20 protein-coding genes are annotated in these 20,099 nt (G+C 38.6%); 10 read left to right on the top strand and 10 right to left on the bottom strand.

What is annotated here, in order from left to right:
* Window positions 1-71: 71 nt before the first annotated feature.
* Window positions 72-359 (bottom strand): hypothetical protein, encoded by a 288-nt coding sequence (locus AAV96_RS17600; protein ID WP_046740281.1) that lies wholly within the window; start codon window positions 357-359, stop codon window positions 72-74.
* Between the two features lie 267 nt (window positions 360-626).
* Between AAV96_RS17600 and AAV96_RS17595 the strand changes: the two genes are divergently transcribed.
* From AAV96_RS17595 to AAV96_RS17585, 3 genes are all read left to right on the top strand, one after another.
* Window positions 627-848: a hypothetical protein gene (locus tag AAV96_RS17595; RefSeq protein ID WP_004664735.1), complete on the top strand. Its 222-nt coding sequence runs from the start codon at window positions 627-629 to the stop codon at window positions 846-848.
* Window positions 849-914: 66 nt separating this feature from the next.
* Window positions 915-1,769 (top strand): patatin family protein, encoded by an 855-nt coding sequence (locus AAV96_RS17590; RefSeq protein WP_004664736.1) that lies wholly within the window; start codon window positions 915-917, stop codon window positions 1,767-1,769.
* A gap of 266 nt (window positions 1,770-2,035) precedes the next feature.
* Window positions 2,036-2,275, top strand: coding sequence for a hypothetical protein (locus AAV96_RS17585; RefSeq protein WP_046740253.1), 240 nt, complete (start codon window positions 2,036-2,038; stop codon window positions 2,273-2,275).
* A 69-nt stretch (window positions 2,276-2,344) separates the two neighbouring features.
* On the opposite strand, the gene AAV96_RS17580 is transcribed toward AAV96_RS17585, so the two are convergent.
* Complete coding sequence (locus tag AAV96_RS17580) at window positions 2,345-2,770, bottom strand: GNAT family N-acetyltransferase (RefSeq protein ID WP_046740252.1); 426 nt, start codon at window positions 2,768-2,770, stop codon at window positions 2,345-2,347.
* 17 nt (window positions 2,771-2,787) lie between these two features.
* Window positions 2,788-4,005 carry a class I SAM-dependent methyltransferase gene (locus tag AAV96_RS17575; protein WP_046740251.1) on the bottom strand — a complete coding sequence of 406 codons (1,218 nt, stop codon included), beginning with the start codon at window positions 4,003-4,005 and terminating at the stop codon, window positions 2,788-2,790.
* Between the two features lie 101 nt (window positions 4,006-4,106).
* Here AAV96_RS17575 and trhA point away from each other — a divergent pair, with 101 nt between their 5' ends.
* From trhA to lpxO, 3 genes are all read left to right on the top strand, one after another.
* Window positions 4,107-4,748 carry a PAQR family membrane homeostasis protein TrhA gene (trhA, locus tag AAV96_RS17570; RefSeq protein ID WP_155857134.1) on the top strand — a complete coding sequence of 214 codons (642 nt, stop codon included), beginning with the start codon at window positions 4,107-4,109 and terminating at the stop codon, window positions 4,746-4,748.
* Window positions 4,749-4,851: 103 nt separating this feature from the next.
* Window positions 4,852-6,162, top strand: a complete 1,311-nt coding sequence (locus tag AAV96_RS17565; RefSeq protein WP_046740249.1) for an MFS transporter — start codon at window positions 4,852-4,854, stop codon at window positions 6,160-6,162.
* Window positions 6,163-6,318: 156 nt separating this feature from the next.
* A complete protein-coding gene (gene lpxO / locus AAV96_RS17560) occupies window positions 6,319-7,224 on the top strand; it encodes a lipid A hydroxylase LpxO (RefSeq protein ID WP_046740248.1) in 906 nt (301 codons plus the stop codon).
* Window positions 7,225-7,278: 54 nt separating this feature from the next.
* Here lpxO and AAV96_RS17555 read toward each other — a convergent pair whose 3' ends face one another.
* Both AAV96_RS17555 and secA read right to left on the bottom strand, forming a co-directional pair.
* Window positions 7,279-7,653 carry a hypothetical protein gene (locus AAV96_RS17555; RefSeq protein ID WP_046740247.1) on the bottom strand — a complete coding sequence of 125 codons (375 nt, stop codon included), beginning with the start codon at window positions 7,651-7,653 and terminating at the stop codon, window positions 7,279-7,281.
* Window positions 7,654-7,799: 146 nt separating this feature from the next.
* On the bottom strand, window positions 7,800-10,535 hold the full coding sequence (gene secA / locus AAV96_RS17550) for a preprotein translocase subunit SecA (RefSeq protein ID WP_005214359.1): 2,736 nt from the start codon (window positions 10,533-10,535) through the stop codon (window positions 7,800-7,802).
* Between the two features lie 337 nt (window positions 10,536-10,872).
* On the opposite strand from secA, the gene AAV96_RS17545 reads away from it, so the two are divergent.
* The 3 genes from AAV96_RS17545 (at window position 10,873) to AAV96_RS17535 (ending at window position 13,207) form a co-directional block, all read left to right on the top strand.
* On the top strand, window positions 10,873-11,508 hold the full coding sequence (locus AAV96_RS17545; RefSeq protein ID WP_046740246.1) for a peroxiredoxin: 636 nt from the start codon (window positions 10,873-10,875) through the stop codon (window positions 11,506-11,508).
* A gap of 300 nt (window positions 11,509-11,808) precedes the next feature.
* Window positions 11,809-12,618 carry an MBL fold metallo-hydrolase gene (locus tag AAV96_RS17540; protein ID WP_046740245.1) on the top strand — a complete coding sequence of 270 codons (810 nt, stop codon included), beginning with the start codon at window positions 11,809-11,811 and terminating at the stop codon, window positions 12,616-12,618.
* A 1-nt stretch (window position 12,619) separates the two neighbouring features.
* Window positions 12,620-13,207 (top strand): dual specificity protein phosphatase family protein, encoded by a 588-nt coding sequence (locus AAV96_RS17535; protein ID WP_171249181.1) that lies wholly within the window; start codon window positions 12,620-12,622, stop codon window positions 13,205-13,207.
* Between the two features lie 155 nt (window positions 13,208-13,362).
* On the opposite strand, the gene AAV96_RS17530 is transcribed toward AAV96_RS17535, so the two are convergent.
* The 5 genes from AAV96_RS17530 to trpA all read right to left on the bottom strand — a co-directional run bounded on the left by AAV96_RS17530 (window position 13,363) and on the right by trpA (window position 18,463).
* A complete protein-coding gene (locus AAV96_RS17530) occupies window positions 13,363-14,298 on the bottom strand; it encodes a DUF6929 family protein (protein WP_046740244.1) in 936 nt (311 codons plus the stop codon).
* An 88-nt stretch (window positions 14,299-14,386) separates the two neighbouring features.
* Window positions 14,387-15,493 (bottom strand): SPOR domain-containing protein, encoded by a 1,107-nt coding sequence (locus AAV96_RS17525; protein WP_046740243.1) that lies wholly within the window; start codon window positions 15,491-15,493, stop codon window positions 14,387-14,389.
* Window positions 15,484-16,770: a bifunctional tetrahydrofolate synthase/dihydrofolate synthase gene (gene folC, locus AAV96_RS17520; protein ID WP_046740242.1), complete on the bottom strand. Its 1,287-nt coding sequence runs from the start codon at window positions 16,768-16,770 to the stop codon at window positions 15,484-15,486. Before folC ends, AAV96_RS17525 begins: the two co-directional genes overlap by 10 nt.
* Window positions 16,767-17,663 (bottom strand): acetyl-CoA carboxylase, carboxyltransferase subunit beta, encoded by an 897-nt coding sequence (accD, locus tag AAV96_RS17515; RefSeq protein ID WP_046740241.1) that lies wholly within the window; start codon window positions 17,661-17,663, stop codon window positions 16,767-16,769. The genes folC and accD overlap by 4 nt, the downstream gene beginning before the upstream one ends.
* The gene (gene trpA / locus AAV96_RS17510; RefSeq protein WP_004664768.1) at window positions 17,660-18,463 is read right to left on the bottom strand and encodes a tryptophan synthase subunit alpha; all 804 of its coding nucleotides are present in this window, start codon (window positions 18,461-18,463) and stop codon (window positions 17,660-17,662) included. The genes accD and trpA overlap by 4 nt, the downstream gene beginning before the upstream one ends.
* 276 nt (window positions 18,464-18,739) lie before the next feature.
* Between trpA and AAV96_RS17505 the strand changes: the two genes are divergently transcribed.
* Window positions 18,740-20,071 carry a Na+/H+ antiporter NhaC family protein gene (locus tag AAV96_RS17505; protein ID WP_046740279.1) on the top strand — a complete coding sequence of 444 codons (1,332 nt, stop codon included), beginning with the start codon at window positions 18,740-18,742 and terminating at the stop codon, window positions 20,069-20,071.
* Window positions 20,072-20,099: the final 28 nt, after the last annotated feature.

The following is a 20,099-nucleotide window of genomic DNA, read 5'->3' as shown; positions in this document are numbered from 1 at the left end:
GCTGTTTGTATGTCCTCCCTCTTTGATCAAAGGGGGAGGAATATTTATTTTAGACCTTTAAAAATTAAGGTTTAACCTAAGAACCAAACTCTTTGAGGCACAGGTCGTTCTACGACTTGCTCAGGTTGGTCTACTACAACTGGCGCTTTCACAATATTAAAAGATCGTGTGAGATGATTCACATGGCTTTGCAACTCTGTATCATCTATTGTTTTAGCATAATCAATGAGATGCTGTGCATATTCTTGATTTTCCACCATATAAAGCACATCAACCACACGACCCGTTACCCGTCTTAAACGCACATAAAACTGCGTAACAGCTGCAAAAACATCCGTATCCGTTGAATCCAAAATCATTCTTTTCTCCATCAAATTTTGTTTTTCATCAATATTGTTATGATCTTCAAAATAGATAATTGCCCTTAAAAAAAGACTCAGCTTCTTATCTACCTTGAAAGAATCTGTGTTCATTGTATTGAATACTATGGCTATTTTAACAATCCAATTCTGTAATCCATATTGGACAAAAGTCGATTTTTGATTTGCTTATTAACATCTGCATACGGAGTGGATTATACTTTTATGTTATAAGGCTATTTATTTTCTCTCTTTAGGAAAAATCCTATGTCTGAAAAACTCTGTCCAGAAACCTCTCCTTGGGGTTGGAAAGCACTCATTATCACCTGTATTTTAAGTTTTCTTTTTATGGTGATTTTTTACTTGGCGATGAACAACGAACCAGATTATATGCCAATGAATCAGAAGAAAGCAGCAGCTCAATCTGAAATGTCAGAGTCATCGATGACAACCGAAACAATGCATGCTGAGCATGAACATCATCACTAAAATATTATTGTCGATCATGATGAATCCGTGTTAAACAGGGATTTATCATGTTATTCGAGATTTTCAATGCTTCACCAAAATCGTCAGGCACTGGTTGTTGAAGGTGGTGGAATGCGCGGCGCATTTACCAGCGGTGTTTTAGATGCATTTTTACAGCAACAATTTAATCCTTTTGACCTTTGTGTTGGTGTTTCTTCTGGTTCAACCAATGTCGCAAATTACTTAGCTGCTCAGCAAGGTCGCACTCTACAAATCTATTTAGATCATTCCCTTCGCTCTGAATTTATCCATTACGGTCGCTTCTTTAAAGGCGGTGATTTATTAGATTTAAAATGGATGTGGGATGTAGTTGAAAAAGAATATCCTTTAAATCAGACACATCTATTTGAAAATCACCCTGAATTTTATATGGTGCTCACCCATGCGATTTCAGGTGAAGCCACTTATATCAGAGCATCTAAAGACAATATTTTAGATGGATTAAGAGCATCTAGTTCTATCCCCGTACTCACACGTCAAGCAGTTGACGTATTTGGTGAACCCTACTTTGATGGTGGTGTTGCGGATGCCCTCCCAATACATTGGGCTGCTCAGCAACATGATGTTTCGAAACTTATGGTATTACGAACACGACCAAAGAATTATTATAAAGCTAGCAGCAAAGGTGATCAGTTGCTCGCTAAATATGTGTTTAAACAAAAACGTGGTTTTGCACAAAGCCTGCTCAACAGAACTCAACGTTACAATGATTCGGTGCAATTTGTTCGCTCAGCGTCAAAACAACAAATTCTTGAAGTTTGCCCCCCTGATTTAAAAAACATGGCAGGTCGACTTTCTAAAAACAAAGCAAAAATTCGCTATAGCTACGATGTTGGCATAGAAACAGGGTTAAAAGCGATTGAGGATTGGAAGAACCTCTGAGTCTGCACGACCAAATCTTGAATGAATCATGATTGAATAATTCGGTTATTTCTATCCCCAATTATTCAATCATTTATGCTTTTTTCTATTTTTAATATCTACAATGCGATTTTTTCAACTGACTTTTGCAGACTCTTACGCATTGAATCCAATACAAAATATAAATAAATTCCCCAAAGTAATTTTAAAACCATATAATATTTAAGGTTTTATTAATTTTATTGATTAATGCTGCAACCTTAAAATTTTAATTTTTGGAATTTATTATGAGCAATCAACCATCACCACAAAAAAACTCAAATGAAGAAACGGTATTAGGATGGAAGTTTGTCATTATTGTGGGTGTATTAAGTACCATATTTCTCAGCTTTTTTTATTTAGCAATGTCTCAAGAACCTGATTACATGCCTGGTGCACAACGTAAAGCCCAACAAGAGAAAGAACTTGCTCAACATGAACATGTTTCTGCTGCATCAGAAGTTATTGAGCATAACCAACAAAAGTAGCATCAAAATATGAGCTTACATCATCTTGATCACGATCCGTTGAGTAAGCCCTCTCAACACGATTTTTATCTATAAAGTGTTTAGACTCATCGTCATTTCAATGTGCGGAATTCCGCACTCATCATATGAATTACCTTGTACAGTAAAACCTAGCTTTTCATAGAATGAGATCGCATGGACTTGAGAGGATAATGTCAGTACTGATCGACGTTGCTTTTGAGCATAACCAATAATTTCTAACATAATCATTTGTCCAAGACCTTGCCCCCGATAGGCTTTTAGTACAGCAACCCGCCCTACACTGTTATTTTCGAGTAAACGTGCAGTCGCGATTGGCTGGTCTTGATCATAGATCACAAAATGCTGAGAAATCACATCTTGATCATCCCACTCATCTGCTTCGGTGATGCCTTGTTCACAAATAAAAACCTGCGTTCGGATCAATTTAGCATCTTGCTGTAATTGCTCCCAACATCCTTGTTTGATTCTATACATATGGCATTCAAACCTGATCAACACTTACAACCAATATTTTCAATCGGCATTTGGTTTTGTAATAATAATTCTAGGCTCTGTTTTTCAATACCATACATCGTTTTTAAGGCTTGGATTTGTTGCATGACTTTTGGATCAGGCTGTTGAAATGCTTTACGTTTCGTCGCCAAAATCATTTTATTTTTACTGGTATGTTCTAAGGCAACAAACTCGAATACTTTGGTTTCATAACCATATGCTTTAAGTAATAAAGCACGTAAAGTATCCGTCAACATTTCAGCCTGTTGCCCCGCATGAATACCAAATTGCAGCATTGGCTGCAATACTTCTGGACTATGTAATTGTGGACGAAGTTCTTTATGACAACATGGGGCACACATAATCATTGAAGCATTCAGACGAATACCCGTATGAATAGCAAAGTCAGTGGCAATATCACAAGCATGTAACGCAATCATCACATCTAGTTTTTCAGGCTGATAACTACGTACATCACCTTCAAAGAAATCAAGATGATTGAAACCTACCTGATCAGCTACATTCTGACAAAACTCAACTAAGTTGGAACGCAATTCCACTCCTGTGATCAATGGTGTTTTTTGTTGCGACTGTAAATAATCATACAATGCAAAAGTTAAATAGCCTTTGCCTGAACCAAAATCGACAATATTTAATTCTTGTTGAGATGCATCAATCTGTTCATAGGCATTAGAAAAAATTTCAATAAATTTATTAATCTGCTTCCACTTACGCGCCATACTTGGAACAATCTGGCCTTTTTCATCAGTAATGCCCAAATGTCTTAAAAAAGGATTTTGCTGCTGTACATAGCGTTGCTTTTCACGATTGTGCTGTTGTTGTTCAACTTTAAGTACTGATGTTTGCTTTTTTTGATGATTTAACATCGCTTTCTTTTTATTTTTCTTTAATTGAATATCTTGATTCAAAGTGAATAAATTGGCTTGTTTAGATAGATTCAGTAACTCAGCAATCTTTTCTACACCATCAGTTAGAGTGTAATTTTTAGTCACATCCTGAGTGGTGTGATGATATAAACAAGACAGTGTTGCCTGTCCTTGTAATTCAATCATACGAAAAGTTATTTTTTCTAATTCTGCCAACTCACCTTTGTATTGACTGAGTATCAGCCGATCAAAGCTTTTATTTTCAATAGATTGCTGGATATCCAAGAAAAACTGCTGTTCTTGTTCAAAAGAAAATTTCGGCGCAAACATAATGAAAACCTGACAAATAGAAACTAAATTTTAAAGCGTCTTACTTTAAAAGGGAAATTGCATTACGATACAGTTGTATTTTTATGCAAACAATAAATCTGATGACCCTAAATACCCTGTTGAGCTATGACCCGAAAGAAGAACGAATTAATGCTTATAGTCATGGTATTGGAGCTGTATTAGCACTGATTGCTTCTATCTTACTCATTATTAAAGGTCAACATCTGCCTTTAGCACAATGGTGCAGTTTATGGGTATATGGTTTTAGCTTAGTCTTATTACTGAGTAGCTCAATGATTTATCATTTTGCTCAAGATGAGCGTAAACGCTATTGGTATAAAAAACTGGACCATACTGCGATTTATTATCTCATCGCAGGTACATATACCCCCTTTCTGAGTATCGCGATTCCAACAGCTAAAGCCCATTATTTACTGATTGCTTTATGGGTAATTGCACTGATTGGCACGCTATTTAAGTTAGTTTTTATTCATCGCTTTCAAAAAGTTTCATTAGCCGCTTATCTTGTGATGGGATGGTTGGCAGTTTTGGTCATGGATGATATGCAACGCTACCTTTCAAAAGAAGCAATTCAACTGTTAATTGCAGGTGGACTCGCCTATACCGTTGGCACATTGTTTTATGCGTTAAAAAAGGTAAGATATACCCACGCAATTTGGCATGTTTTTGTGCTATTAGGGGCAGGTTTACACTTTTTGGCGATCTATTGTTATGTACTATAAAGCTCTACATTACATCCAGTTTGTTAAGTAAACCCCGCATTCAAAAGGGCTTTTCAAGGTCATGATCGCTCTGCATCTTGAATAAATAAAATTAAGGTTATGTATGTCGTCAAGTACTACGACAGTCACTACAGCAGTGGCTAGCAACTCAAAAGTACGGGTATTATTTGCCAGCCTCGTTGGTACTACGATTGAGTTTTTCGACTTTTATATCTACGCAACCGCAGCTGTATTGATTTTTCCACATCTCTTCTTCCCTGAAAGTAGTGATGGTGCCGCAGTACTCAAATCACTCGCAACTTTTGCAATTGCTTTTATCGCTCGTCCAATTGGTGCAGCCATTTTCGGACATTTAGGGGATCGAATTGGGCGTAAAGCAACGCTCGTTGCGGCATTGCTTACCATGGGAATCTCAACGGTTTGTATTGGTCTTTTGCCGACCTATGCACAAATCGGTCTTGCAGCCCCCTTACTTCTTGCCTTATGCCGTTTAGGACAAGGTTTAGGCTTAGGCGGTGAATGGAGCGGTGCTGTTCTACTCGCTACTGAGAATGCCCCTGAAGGCAAACGTGCTTGGTATGGGATGTTTCCACAATTGGGAGCACCAATTGGCTTTATCCTTGCCACAGGTTCATTTCTATTACTGAACGCCTTTATGTCCGAGCAAGATTTTATGACTTGGGGATGGCGTATTCCCTTTATTGCAAGTGCAATATTAGTACTTGTTGGGCTATATATCCGTTTGAAATTACATGAAACGCCAGCATTTCAAAAGGTATTAAATAAACAAAAAGAGGTGAATATACCTTTTAATGAAGTGATGACCAAACATTTTCCTATGCTTGTGTTGGGTACAATTGCCGCAATTTGTACATTTGTAGTGTTCTATTTGACCACTGTATTTGCATTAAACTGGGGTACGACTAAGTTAGGCTATGCGCGTGGGGAATTTTTACAACTTCAACTAGCCGCAACTTTGTGTTTTGCAGCCTTTATTCCTGTCTCAGCGATCTTAGCAGAGAAGTTTGGACGTAAAACCACATCCATCGCTGTCTGCGTATTATCAGCACTGTTTGGCTTATGCTTCGCTCCATTGCTTGGTTCTGGTAGTCCAATATTGGTGTTTTTATTCTTGTGTATTGGACTTTCAATCATGGGGTTGACCTATGGACCAATTGGAACAGTGCTTTCAGAGATTTTTCCAACATCAGTACGTTATACAGGTTCAGCATTAACCTTTAATCTAGCTGGAATTTTTGGTGCTTCATTTGCACCTTATATCGCGACTCAACTTGCAGAAAATTATGGTTTAGGGGCTGTCGGTTTATATCTAAGCTTAGCTTCTGTATTATCTTTAATCGCATTTTTACTGATTCGTGAAACCAAAAATGATGATGTAAATAACCAAATTTAATCGCATCTCTTATTCTCGGATGATTTATTTAATTAATCATCCGAAAACCATTTATCGGGCAATTTCAAGCCTTTTACACTTGGTCTAACAACAACATTCTGCAAAATATTTTTTGTGCTAAAATACCTCCCTCCTATTTTTTAGACGACTGTATTTATGTACGCAGTGATTATCGTTGCCGTATTTTTAGTCAGCTTCCTATACACTTATTATCGCGGCAAGGAACGATTAAAAGCATCTCGACAATTATTCGACCATTCTACATTCCTAGCCCCAGTTAACATGTTTATGACTGGTTTCTCTAAACTGCCAAACCAACCGTTCTTTGATGTGGCGCAGTTCCCAGAACTGAAACCATTACAAGATAACTGGCAGGTGATTCGAGAAGAAGCTATCCAACTTCAAAATCAAATTAAAGCTTCTGAAAAAAATAATGATGCTGGTTTTAATACTTTTTTTAAACGCGGTTGGAAACGCTTTTATCTGAAATGGTATCAGGATAGCCACCCATCAGCACACCAACTCTGCCCTAAAACAGTCGCGCTGTTGGAAAGTATTCCTTCTGTAAAAGCAGCCATGTTTACTGAACTACCATCTGGTAGTTATCTTGGTAAACATCGTGACCCTTATGCGGGTTCTGTTCGCTACCACTTAGGTTTAGTCACACCGAACAGCGATGACTGTTTCATTGAAGTCGATCAAGAGCGTTATTCTTGGAGAGATGGTGAAGCAACTGTTTTTGATGAAACTTATGTCCATTGGGCACATAATCAAACAGATGAAACACGTATTATCTTATTCTGTGATATTGAACGTCCAATGAAATGGGGTTGGGCACAGAAAGTAAATCATTGGTTCGGACGAAACGTGATGTCTGCTGCAAGTTCACCCAATGATGATCAAGATAAAACTGGTTTCATTAACCGTATCTTCAAATATGGCTATGCTGTACACGCCTATGGTCGTGAATTAAAACAACGTAATCGTCGTTTGTACTATGTGTCTAAATGGTTATTATTCGGCATTATTATTGGTCTAATACTTTTACCTAGCTTTTTATAAAAACTGATTATAAAAAAAGAGATGCTGAGCATCTCTTTTTTTGACATTAAATATTTATTTGGGTGGCTGAGCACTCGCCGTTTGCACTGCCGCTTCACCGATTAAAGCAACTTTTGCTTTCTCTTGGCTTCTTGCTGATAAAGCAGGATTAGATGCAACGATACGATTAATATTGGCAGAATTTGCAGGTGCAATTGCCGCAGTTTGTAACACGATTGGACGATTACCTGTATCACCTAGAGTATAACGAATACCTGTACGTGGACTAATCACAGTAGTAACTTCACGTTTAACCTGCGCCTCAGCAGTAGTCGTTCCTTTTGCTGCAAGCACTTTATCGACCGTAGTCGTTTGAGGTACGTTATCTGCAAGTGCAACGCCAGATAATGCAGCACTCGCTAAAATTAAAAATTGTAATGGCTTTTTCATTGTCTTCCCGCTTTTAATGCGAATCCAATTAAGGAGGATAATTCTCATAATAAAACTACAAAGTTGCTCTAGACACAAGTTACTTCTCGTAAAAAAAGCAGAGCGAATGCTCTGCTTTTTACTTAAATATAAACTAAGGTAAAAATTTAGATCTTACCGTGGCATTGTTTATATTTTAAACCTGAACCACACGGGCATGGCGCATTACGGCTTTCTGGTACAGGAAATACTGCATTTCCAGATAAGCTACCACTCTCTTCAGAAATCGTCACTTCACCTGTTAAACCATCTACATCATCATGTTCAAAAGAAAGACGCATAGATTCAGCTTGACGTTGTTGTTGAGCTTCTAATTCAGCTAACTCTTCTGCTGTCGGTACGTGAACGCGGGATAGATCAGTTACAACATCTGATTTAATAATACCCAGCATATTCACGAACAAATTAAACGCTTCTTTCTTATACTCTTGCTCAGGATTTTTCTGAGCATAACCACGTAAATGGATGCCTTGACGTAGATAATCCATCGCTGCTAAATGATCTTTCCAATGACGATCAAGTGAGTTCAACATAAAGTGACGTTCAAGCATTGCAGCTGACTCATCACCCATTTGCTCACGGCGTTGACGATAACGTGCAATTACTTCATCAGAAATACGTGCGACCAAGCCTTCCTCGTCTAAACGACGATCTTGATCAAGCCATTGCTGAACAGGAAGCTCAATACCTAGATCTGTACGTAGTGCATTTTCTAGACCTTGAATATCCCATTGGTCATGAATTGATTCAGGTGGAATAAAGTTAGCAATTACCCCTTTCATCACTTCATGATGCATTTCTTCGATATAGTCTTGTAAAGTGCTTTCAGCCAATACTTCATCACGTTGAGTATAAATAATCTTACGCTGTTCATTATTTACATCATCGTACTTCAATAGATTTTTACGAATATCAAAGTTACGTGCTTCAACTTTGCGCTGCGCATTTTCAATCGAACGACTCACCATTTTGTGCTCAATGGCTTCATTTTCTTGCAAGCCCATTGCACGCATCATCGCAACGACACGATCACCCGCAAAGATACGCATCAAATCATCTTCAAGTGATAAATAGAAGCGTGATACACCTGGGTCACCTTGACGACCTGCACGACCACGGAGCTGGTTATCAATACGACGAGATTCATGACGTTCAGAACCGATGATATGTAAACCACCAGAACTTAAGACATCTTCGTGATCTTTTTCCCATTGTGCTTGTAAACGAGCTTCGTCTTCAGGGGTCGGATTTTCAATTTTGGCAAGCTTTGCTTTCCAGTTACCACCGAGCAAAATATCCGTACCACGACCCGCCATGTTGGTTGCAATCGTGACCGCATTTGGGCTACCGGCTTGCGCAATAATATCGGCTTCACGCTCATGTTGTTTTGCGTTCAAAACTTCATGATGAATCCCTGCTTGTAGCAGTTTTGAAGATAATATTTCACTCGCTTCAATCGTTGCGGTACCAATCAAAATAGGCGCAACACCTTTTTGACGAATATTACTGATCTCTTCAATAATGGCATTGTATTTACCATTACGATTTAAATAAATTAAATCGTTATGATCTTGGCGTACCATTGGACGATGCGTTGGAATTAATACCACATCCAAACCATAAATTTCTTTCATTTCCGCGGCTTCAGTATCTGCTGTACCCGTCATACCTGAAAGCTTTTTATAAAGTCGGAAATAATTTTGGAAAGTCGTGGTTGCCAAAGTTTGGTTTTCTGGTTGAATTTCCATGTTCTCTTTGGCTTCAACTGCTTGGTGCAAACCTTCAGACCAACGACGACCTGGCATAGTACGACCAGTACTTTCATCCACAATAATGACTTCTTCTTTTTGAGTCTGTGGATTTACGCCAATAATATAATGTACGTTTTTTTGATATAAGTAATGCGCACGAATTGCAGCAGTAACATGGTGAACCAAATTCAAATTGGTCGCTGAATAAAGACTTTCACCCTCAGCCAACAATCCCATACGAATTAATTCTTGTTCAACAGTCTCGTAACCCACTTCAGTCATTTCAACTGAACGTTGTTTCTCATCTACCCAGAAATGTCCACCATCAGCCACTTTTTCTTCTTTCTGTGGGCGTAATGTTGGCGGAATACTATTAATCAACTGATACAAATGAGATGAATCTTCACTTTGTCCAGAAATGATGAGTGGTGTACGTGCTTCATCAATCAGGATTGAGTCAACTTCATCGATGATTGCATAGCTTAAGCCACGTTGTTTTTTCTCTTGTAGAGAAAAAACCATGTTGTCACGTAGATAATCAAAACCAAATTCGTTATTGGTACCGTAAGTAATATCGGCGAAATAAGCTTCAGCTTTTTCGGCTGGCATTTGCATTGAATAAATCACGCCAATGCTCAGACCTAAAAATTCAAATAACGGGCGATTCAGCTCAGCATCACGTTGTGCCAAGTAATCATTCACCGTAATCACATGAACACCTTGACCACTCAATGCGTTGAGATAGCAAGCCAAAGTACCCATGAGGGTTTTACCTTCACCTGTACGCATCTCAGCAATTTTACCTTCATGTAAGGTAATACCACCAATCAATTGCACATCATAGTGACGCATACCCATAACCCGTTTTGCTGCTTCACGGCAGACTGCAAAGGCTTCAGGCATCAATTTATCTAAACTTTCACCGTTACTAAAACGCTGTCTGAATTCTGGAGTTTTTGCAGAGAGGTCTGCATCGCTAAGAGCAGATATCGTCGGTTCAAGCGCATTAATTTGTTCAACAATTTTACGCATGCGTTTGAGCTCACGCTCATTTTTTGTACCGAAGATACCTCCGATCAGACTTGCCAACATGAATAAACTCTCTAATCCTGTTTGTTTAAATAAGTAATTTTTTCTTAGCTGTTATTATGGAGTCAGAAATAAGAACTACAAGGGCTTTGCATCCAAACAGGTAAAAAAACTGCGAGGCGATTCTGACATCACACAACTAAAGAGCGTTAATGTAGCAAATTTGGATTTAACTTACATCGCTTTGCGTGTGAATTTATGATCAATTTTTTAGCTTCGCTACATTCAATTATCTTAAATTCTCATAACAAAATGAAAAAACAATAATTTTATTTATAAAGTGATTCCTGCATATTAAATACACACATAAAACATCAATAATGTATTGAGGACTAATTAAATGACATTACGTTTAGGTGATATCGCCCCGAATTTCCAACAAGACTCTAGCGACGGTCATATTGATTTTTATCAATTTTTAGGCGACGGCTGGGGCATTTTATTCTCACATCCAGCGGATTTCACCCCAGTTTGTACCACTGAGCTTGGCTTTACCGCTAAACTGAAAGATGAATTTACAAAGCGTGGCGTCAAAGCAATTGCACTTTCAGTCGACGATGTTGAATCCCATAAAAGCTGGATTCAAGATATTAATGAAACACAAAATACTACGGTCAACTTTCCAATTATTGCGGATAAAGATCGTAAAGTTTCAGAACTATATGGTTTTATCCACCCAAATGCGAGTGAGACCTTAACTGTTCGCTCACTGGTCATTATTGATCCCAATAAAAAAGTCCGCTTGATTATTACTTATCCAGCTTCAACAGGTCGTAACTTTAATGAAGTATTGCGAGTGGTGGATTCATTACAGCTAACGGATAAACATAAAGTCGCAACACCTGCAAATTGGCAACATGGTGAAGATGTCGTCATTGTACCGTCGTTGAAAGATGAAGAGGAAATTAAACAACGCTTTCCTCAAGGCTATACCGCAGTGAAACCCTATCTACGTTTAACACCACAACCTGAGTGAGGATCAAACGAGCAACGCTCGTTACGAAAGCAAGTCGAAACAGCTATGCTGTGAGTTAAAAGATTGAAGCCGACGAAAGGCTTCAAGCGCAGTGCAAGACAAACGAAGTGCGTCCTACATGAAACAAACAATACTTTTTACGAACATAAGTCGAACAGTAAAAAACTATTGAATCTGAATAATAAACTTCATTGCCTATCGATTTGATAGGCTTTTTAAATCGCAAAATAAAAATTTGTTGGTATTTTTTAATCGATACGTTATAAAAATAATTCTCTTCAAAATAGAATAACAATCACGATGATTTATAACATCCATCATCTCCATTGTGGAAGCTTTTGTCCCGTCTGTGCTCCCCTATTTGGACAAAAAGGCTGGAAAGCACATCTAGTTTGTCATTGCCTACTTATTGAAACTGATCGAGGTCTGGTTTTAATTGATACAGGCTTAGGTACACAGGACTACTTGCACACTGAACAACGTCTAGGTTCATTACTGACTCAATTTGGTTCGATTGTGCCCAATCTCAAATTAACTGCTATCGAACAAATTCAAAAATTAGGCTTACGCCCTGAAGATGTGCAACATATCTTTGTCACACATCTTGATTTTGATCATGCGGGTGGCATCTCAGATTTTCCTAATGCAACCGTGCATATTTTAGCTTCTGAGTTTAATGCAACACAGACATTAACAGCCAAAGGTAAACTTCGTTATAAAACTGAACAATTTAAACAACATCGTCATTGGAATTTTGCTGAACATACAAATGGTGAAGCTTGGTTTAATTTAAAAAGGGTTCAAGGTCTTCCTTTTTTCCAAGATGAAATATTGATGATTCCATTGATTGGTCATACTGCTGGACATTGTGGTATTGCAATTAAAAAAGCTGAAGGCTGGATTTTATTCTGTGGTGATGCGTATTACACCCATTTAGAACTCAATCCAAAAAACAAATTGAGAGCCTTAGATCTTACTGAACGTTTATTGGCAGAAGATAATCGACAAAGGTTACATAACCTTAAACAGTTACAATATCTTGCTCAACACGAACCAAGTATTGAGTTAATTTGTGCACATGATCCTGTTGAATTTGATCGTTATCAATAATATGAAAAAAGTGCTTATCACCGTTGTTCTTTTATCAACGCTTAATGTTTCAGGGTGTATGCAACACTCAAGTTTAGAAAAAGACCAACGTCCTCAAAATTGGGGAACTCTTATTTCTAACACCCATAATTTTTATCAAATTAGTTCAGATGTTTTCCGTAGCGAGCAGCCGAGTATTGATTTGATCCCAAGCCTTGAAACTCATCAAATTAATACGATTATCAATTTGAGAGCTAGAAATGAAGATGCCAAAGTTTTAAAAGATCAACCTTTTAATCTGGTACACATTCCAATCAATACTTGGGCAATCAATCGTAAAGACTTGTTAGAAGCAATGCATGTTATTCAAACTGCTAAACAACAAAACCAGAAAATCTTAGTGCATTGCTATCATGGCTCAGATCGAACTGGTGCAACCATTGCGATGTATCGAATTATTTTTGAGCATTGGGCAATTGAAGATGCGGTTAAAGAAATGAAACAAGGGGGATACGGCTATCATATCATTTGGAAAAATATTGACCATCTTTTCACCCCTGAAAATGTAAAATGGATTCAACAACAACTTTCGAATCCAGCAGCTATTTAGTTTGCGAGATGAGCTTTAGATTAAAATCAATTTTTAGAGAGATAAATGTTGGACGTGTAAGATTTGTTTCTTTAATTTTTGGGTTTTATGCATTTTTTATTGGGCTTTAAAAAAACCTAATTTTATAAGTTGAATGGTAAGTTAAGAAATACGAACTAACCTGAAGAATTGGCAAAAACAGAGTTGCTAAGTAATATTTTAAAAACCTCAGAATCACCACCATCGCTATCCGTGACCAATAAAAATACCTCACCATCAGATGTCGACTCTAGCCATGTAATTCCTTCTACTTTAATAGCAAGAGTTTGTCCTTTCGAATCCTGAATCAGATGTGTAAATAAAATTTTTCCCTCTGGTGAGAAAATTAAAATAAAACTGCCCAGCACCGTGCCATCATCATAAGTATTTAATGTTTGCTCAACCGCAGCGGTGGCGATAATTAGATTTTTCTCCACCAGAAAATAAGCCTCAGAAATACCACTTGCTGCCCCTTCAAGCTCTGGTAATGTCAGATTGAATGAATTTTTCAGCGCTCTTTCTAATGATTTTCCATTTTGAAGTTTTATTAAATCAAAGACTAAAACACCATGAAAACGATTAATATTGCCACGTTGAAAAATGTATAAATTGTTTTGATCTGAACAAACTGCTTCTATATTGAGCTCAGCGCCACCAGTCAACGCCAAACAATGTTCTAAGAAATCATAATCCGAGGTATCAAGTAGAACATGAACCTGATGATCAGCTGGATTATACAATAATGCTTTTTTTCGATTTTCTGTAGAACCTGAACCCATTACTAATAATTGAAGTTGTCCATCAAAGCGAATACAGCTAAGCGCTTCAAAGTCTGGTTTAGTTTTTTTACTAAATACCGTTAGTGTCGTATGTTTAGGCTGTTCAAATAATGGAATTATTTCAAAAATAGTCGCACGATTGATATTATTTTTTTGATTAGTTTTGAGTAAGTAACCCACATCATCTCCAACCAAGTAGAGATCATCTCCCACACAAGCCGCACCAGAAAGTGCACTAACACTCGAATCCTCTGAAAATATAAAGTGTTCTAATATCTTAAAGCCGCTACTCATATTGTACTCACTGCCCGCAGAAATAGAACACTTGTAATGAGGTCAAAACTAGACGTTTGCCAGCTTTGATCTCGTCGCTCAGCTTTTGTTATCGCTGATCCAGTGGAACCCAATCAATCACCCACGCTGATTTCATATTTAAACTTTCATCAGAGGTAATTTTTTTACGTGCGGCATCTGCAACATCTCGGTCCTTCGATGGCCCAACCATGATACGAATTCCTTTTGAAGTCGGGCTTGTTGTAACCTTATAGCCTTTGGCACGTAATTTAGATACAACTGCATCTGCATTAGCTTGGTTGGCAGCCAATGCCACTTGTACCATCCATTTTTTATCTCCATTTTCCATGAGATCACGAGCCTTTTCAGCTTCGGCTTTTTTCTCAGCGTCAGCTTTACGCTTTTTCTCGTCAGCTGTTTTTTTCTCAGCTTCAGTTTTACGCTTCTCTTCAGCTGCTTTTTTCTCAGCTTCGGCTTTCCGTTTATCTTCGGCAACTTTCTTATCAGCCTCAGCCTTACGCTTTTCTTCTAACGCTTTTTTATCAGCGTCAGCTTTACGTTTATCTTCCTCAGCCTTTTTTTCAGCTTCTGCCTTACGCTTCTCTTCTGCCAACTTTTTTTCGGCTTCAGCCTTGCGCTTGTCTTCCGCTAACTTTTTATCCGTATCACTTTTCTGCTGATCTGCTTTTTGCTGTTCTACTTTTTTCTTTTCATCTAATTTATTTTTTTCTTCAGTCGCTCGTTGTGTCTTAGCTTTATCATCTTCACCAAGTTCTGGAGGAATGTTATCAGAACTTTCTTGTTCAGCTAGACGACGTGCATTAATCGCAGCATATTCTTCTGCTGCTTTACGCGCAGCAGCAGCTTCAGCTTCTTGTTGCATTTTTAGAAAATCAGCTGCACGTGCTTCTTGTTCAGCAACGGCTTTCTCACGAGAACGACGTTGTTCTTCAAGCAATCTTTTTTCTGTCTCAACATCTACGGCTAATGGTTGTAATGAAACCATTTCACCTTCTTGGGTCGATTGAGCTGTTTGAGTTTTAGGTTCTGTTTTAGGAATTGGGTGTGGAATTGCCATTTGTGTTTTGTCATGCCCTATTTCGTCATTACCTTTAAGGAGTAATGCTGCCAATAAAACACCTCCACCCAATAGAACAACGCCTCCCATCCAGCGTTGTTTGTTATTCATTGACATTGTTCTAAATACTCCCAAACCGCTTCTAAGGTATGAAACGATCCACAGACTAAAATCAGCTGATTGTTATTACTTTGCTTCAGCACATCTTCAAAGGCTTGCTGGATATTACCGTACTCATATACCTGTTGACCTTGTAATGCATCCTGTAGTTGATGCAATGGCGCTGCTCTAGGTACATTTAAACTAGCAATAAACCAATCTTTTACTGTTGTTTTTAGTAAATCGGTGACAGACGAGATATCTTTATCTGCCAGCATTGAAAATACTGCGACAACATCTGTGTACTGTTTATTGTATTTTAAGAATTTTCGCAACTGATTCAATAAAAATTCGACGCCATGTGGATTATGTCCAGCATCAAAAATAACGGTTTTATCTTGAATTTGTCGTATTTCAAAACGGCCTTGCAAACGCGCCTGCTGGATACCCGCTGCAATCGATGCTTGAGAAATCTCTAAGCCACTCACTAAAACAGCAGCCACAGCTGTAGAAATATTGTCTAAAGCAAGCTGACCAATTGGCAATTTTAGCGTTGTACCTGACGATGCAAATGACCATGTTTGACCGTCATCATTGAGTTGATAAAAATAATCTCGATTCAACGCATATAGATTTGCTTGAGTTTCAGCTACTTTATCCTGAATCGCCTGAGGTAATTGTTGTTGACCAGCAAATACCACTGGAATATTCGGACGAATAATCCCTGCTTTCTCAAAGGCGATTTTTTCTATCGTGTCACCTAACCAATCGACATGATCTAAACCAATATTGGTAATCACGGCAATATCAGGATCAATCACATTCACGACATCCAGACGACCGCCTAAGCCAACCTCAAGTACCCAGACATCACATTGTTTTAGTTTAAAAATAAGAAAAGCAGCCAAAGTGGTTGCTTCAAAAAAGGACAATGATAAACCACATTCTCGACGAGCTTGGTCAACCAATACAAATGCATCAACTAAGCTTTGATCATCAACTTCAATCCCAGCAAGTTTTACGCGCTCATTAAAACGATAAATATGCGGTGATTGATACAACCCGACTTTATAACCTTGTGCATTTAAAATTGCAGCGAGTGTCGTTGTTGTTGAGCCTTTACCATTCGTTCCTGCCACAGTAAAAACTTTTGCTTGAGGTTGCATAACTCCCAACTTTTCAGCAACGGGAATTACGCGCTCCAAACCTAAATCAATGCCTGTAACATGAACATGGCCCCAATAATCGAGCCATGTTGTTAATGTATCTGTAGAATGTGGTGCGTCCAGTTTCAAGGTAAATTCATCAGTTTAGCTACGAGTCGATATACAGTATCACGTAATGCATGACGATGAACAATTTGATCGACCACACCATGATCAAGCAAATATTCTGCACGTTGAAACGGTTCTTCCAACTTCTCGCGAACTGTCTGTTCAATGACGCGTTTACCTGCAAAACCAATCATCGCTTTCGGTTCAGCAATATGTACATCACCTAACATCGCTAATGAAGCTGTTACACCTCCATAGACGGGATGAGTCAATACAACGAGGTATGGAACACGAGCTTCTTTCATTTTTTGAATCGCAGCAGAGGTACGCGCCATTTGCATTAAAGACAACATGCCTTCTTGCATACGAGCGCCGCCTGAAGCAGCAAAACAAATTAACGGTTGATGTAGTTGAATTGCTCGTTCTGCCGCTTGGATAAAACGATCACCAACAACGGTCCCCATTGAACCACCCATAAAATCGAACTCAAATGCACAAGCCACCAAGTCCAAACCTTTTAATGAACCTTGCATTACAACTAACGCTTCAGTTTCACCTGTTTTATCTTGTGCTTCACGCATACGCTCTGGATAAGGTCTGCTATCCACAAACTTCAATGGATCTTTGGCGCTAAATTCTTGACCTAACTCTGCATTGACTTGATCAAAGAACCAATTCAAACGATCGCGCGCGCGCATACGCAAATGCTCATCGCATTGTGGGCATACATAGGCATTAAATGACATTGCCGTACGTGTCACTAAGGCATGACATTCAGGACATTCAATGGTTGGTTCCGTAAATGTTGCTTTGAATGTTTGTTGTTCATTCGCAACTTGAATACCAGGTACTTGACGCTCTGTCCAAGGCATTGATGGGTTCAGGACCTTCCCTGCTGTTAACTCTTGACTCATACTAACTCATCGAGCGCGGCTCGAAGCTCCTTCACTTTATTCACCGTCTGTTGCACAGCTTCGTCTGCTGGCAATGTCGCAAAAGATTTAACGAAAGCACTTCCTACGATTACGGCATCAGCAACTTGACCCATTGCTTTTGCAGAAGCTGCATCACTAATCCCAAAACCAACCCCAACAGGAACGTTGGTCATGCTCTTAATTTTCGCAATACGAGCTGCTGCTTCAGAGGTATCTAGTGTTGCTGCACCTGTCACACCTTTTAACGACACATAGTAAACAAAGCCACTGGCTTGATTTACAACATGCTGAATACGTTGATCTGTTGATGTTGGTGCGAGTAAGAAAATTTGATCCATCTCATTTTGTTTTAAGACATCACCAAATTGCTTTGATTCTTCAGGCGGTAAGTCCACCAAAAGTACACCATCAACACCACAATCTTTCGCATAAGCAACAAACTTTTCATAACCAATCACTTCAACAGGGTTTAAATACCCCATTAAAACAACGGGTGTCGTTTGATCTTTTTCGCGAAATTCTTTCACCATATTCAAAGCATCGAGTGTGCTCGTTCCACCTGCTAAAGCACGTTCAGCAGCTAGGGCAATCACTGGACCGTCCGCCATTGGGTCTGAGAATGGTAAACCCAACTCAACCACATCAACGCCTGCTTCAACCATTTGATGAAGCAGTGGAACTGTGACTTGTGGATGCGGATCTCCTGCCATAACATAAGAAACAAGCGCTTTACGGTGCTGAGATTTAAGCTGTTCAAAACGAGTGGCAAGACGTGACATAGGATTATGCTTTCCTTGATTTATATAAATTGAGGAGTTGTTTGTAGTCATACAAGAACACTGCATTGTAACGCTATTTTTTGTTCATTGAACAGAGTTTGACGTGATTGCAACAGTGAATGTTGCTACTTACAACTGCCCTGCTACATTTATCTATATTTTCAGCTTTTTCTCAATGATCAAAGCTTCCTAATTTTAGCTTCATTGAGGCTGATTTTAGAAATGAGCTCAGCTCCTTTATACTACCCGCAATTTTTAAGTTTTCTTTTTATTTTTATGTCTGCCCACACTCAGGAAAAAGTACAAAGCAATGCCCTTGCTTTGCTACCACTATTGGTATTTTTGATCATCTTTCTCGGGAGTGGTCTCTATCATTCAATGATCGGGACAGAATTTGCATTCTATCAAGTCAAAGCACCTATTGCCGCGATTCCAGCTGTTATTCTTGCATTACTACTTTATAAACAGAAACTAAATACGGCGATTGAAGAATTCCTGCAAGGCGCTAGTCATCCAAATTTGATTTTAATGTTTATGGTATTTATGTTGGCAGGTGCTTTTGCAAGTGTCTCCAGTGCCATAGGCAGCGTCGATGCGACAGTACAGTTGGGACTTTCGCTGATTTCGCCTGAATTTGTGTTACCCATGTTATTCATTATTGCGGCATTCATTGCAACAGCAATGGGAACGTCTATGGGCACCATCGCAGCTTGTGCACCAATTGCATTCGGTTTTTCCCAAGCAACAGAGATAGCACCTCTCTATGCCATAGGTGCAGTGGTGGGAGGCGCTATGTTTGGTGATAATTTATCTATGATTTCGGATACAACAATCGCTGCCACACGTAGCCAAAATGTTGAACTTCGAGATAAATTTAGGGTGAATGTGTGGATTGCCTTTCCTGCTGCAATCATTACATTGATGCTTTATGTAATGATGAGTCACCAAACAGAGTCAATTCCATCAAAACCTTATGATTTATTGCTTATTTTGCCTTATTTAGCTGTTTTTTTTCTTGCCTTTACACGCTTACATGTACTTGCTGTATTAATGATTGGTGTTATTTTGTCAGGTGTGATTGGTCTTATTGACAAACCTGAATTTGATTTATTAAAACTCAATAACTCAATTTATGATGGCTTTGTTGGCATGTTTGAGGTGGCATTACTTTCCATGTTGCTAGGTGGTTTGTCTACCCTGATGCAAAAAGAAGGCGGTTTGCAATGGCTTATTCAACGTATTTATACGATTACGCGTCTATTCAAATTTGGCAAACAGCGTGCAGGTGAATTAGGCATTAGTTTTCTGGTCATATTCTCAAATTTATTTGTCGCCAATAATACCGTTGCGATTATTTTATCAGGAGATATGGCACGTGAAGTAGCGAAAGAATATGGTGTTGACCCTAAGCGAAGTGCAGCTTTACTTGATATTTTTTCTTGCGTAATTCAAGGGATTATTCCCTACGGTGCTCAATTACTGCTTGCTTGTTCAATTGCCAAACTTTCGCCTGTTGAACTAATTGGCAATATCTACTATTGCTGGATTCTCGCAGTGTGCGCAATCCTTGCAATTGTTTTTAATTATCCACGTTTAAAAACACGCTAAAAACAATCCATAAATCTCTTTAGCTTGC

The organism is Acinetobacter sp. AG1 (genome assembly GCF_001005525.1).
Taxonomy (GTDB): Bacteria; Pseudomonadota; Gammaproteobacteria; order Pseudomonadales; family Moraxellaceae; genus Acinetobacter; species Acinetobacter modestus.
This window is presented reverse-complemented; position numbering and strand designations above follow the sequence as displayed.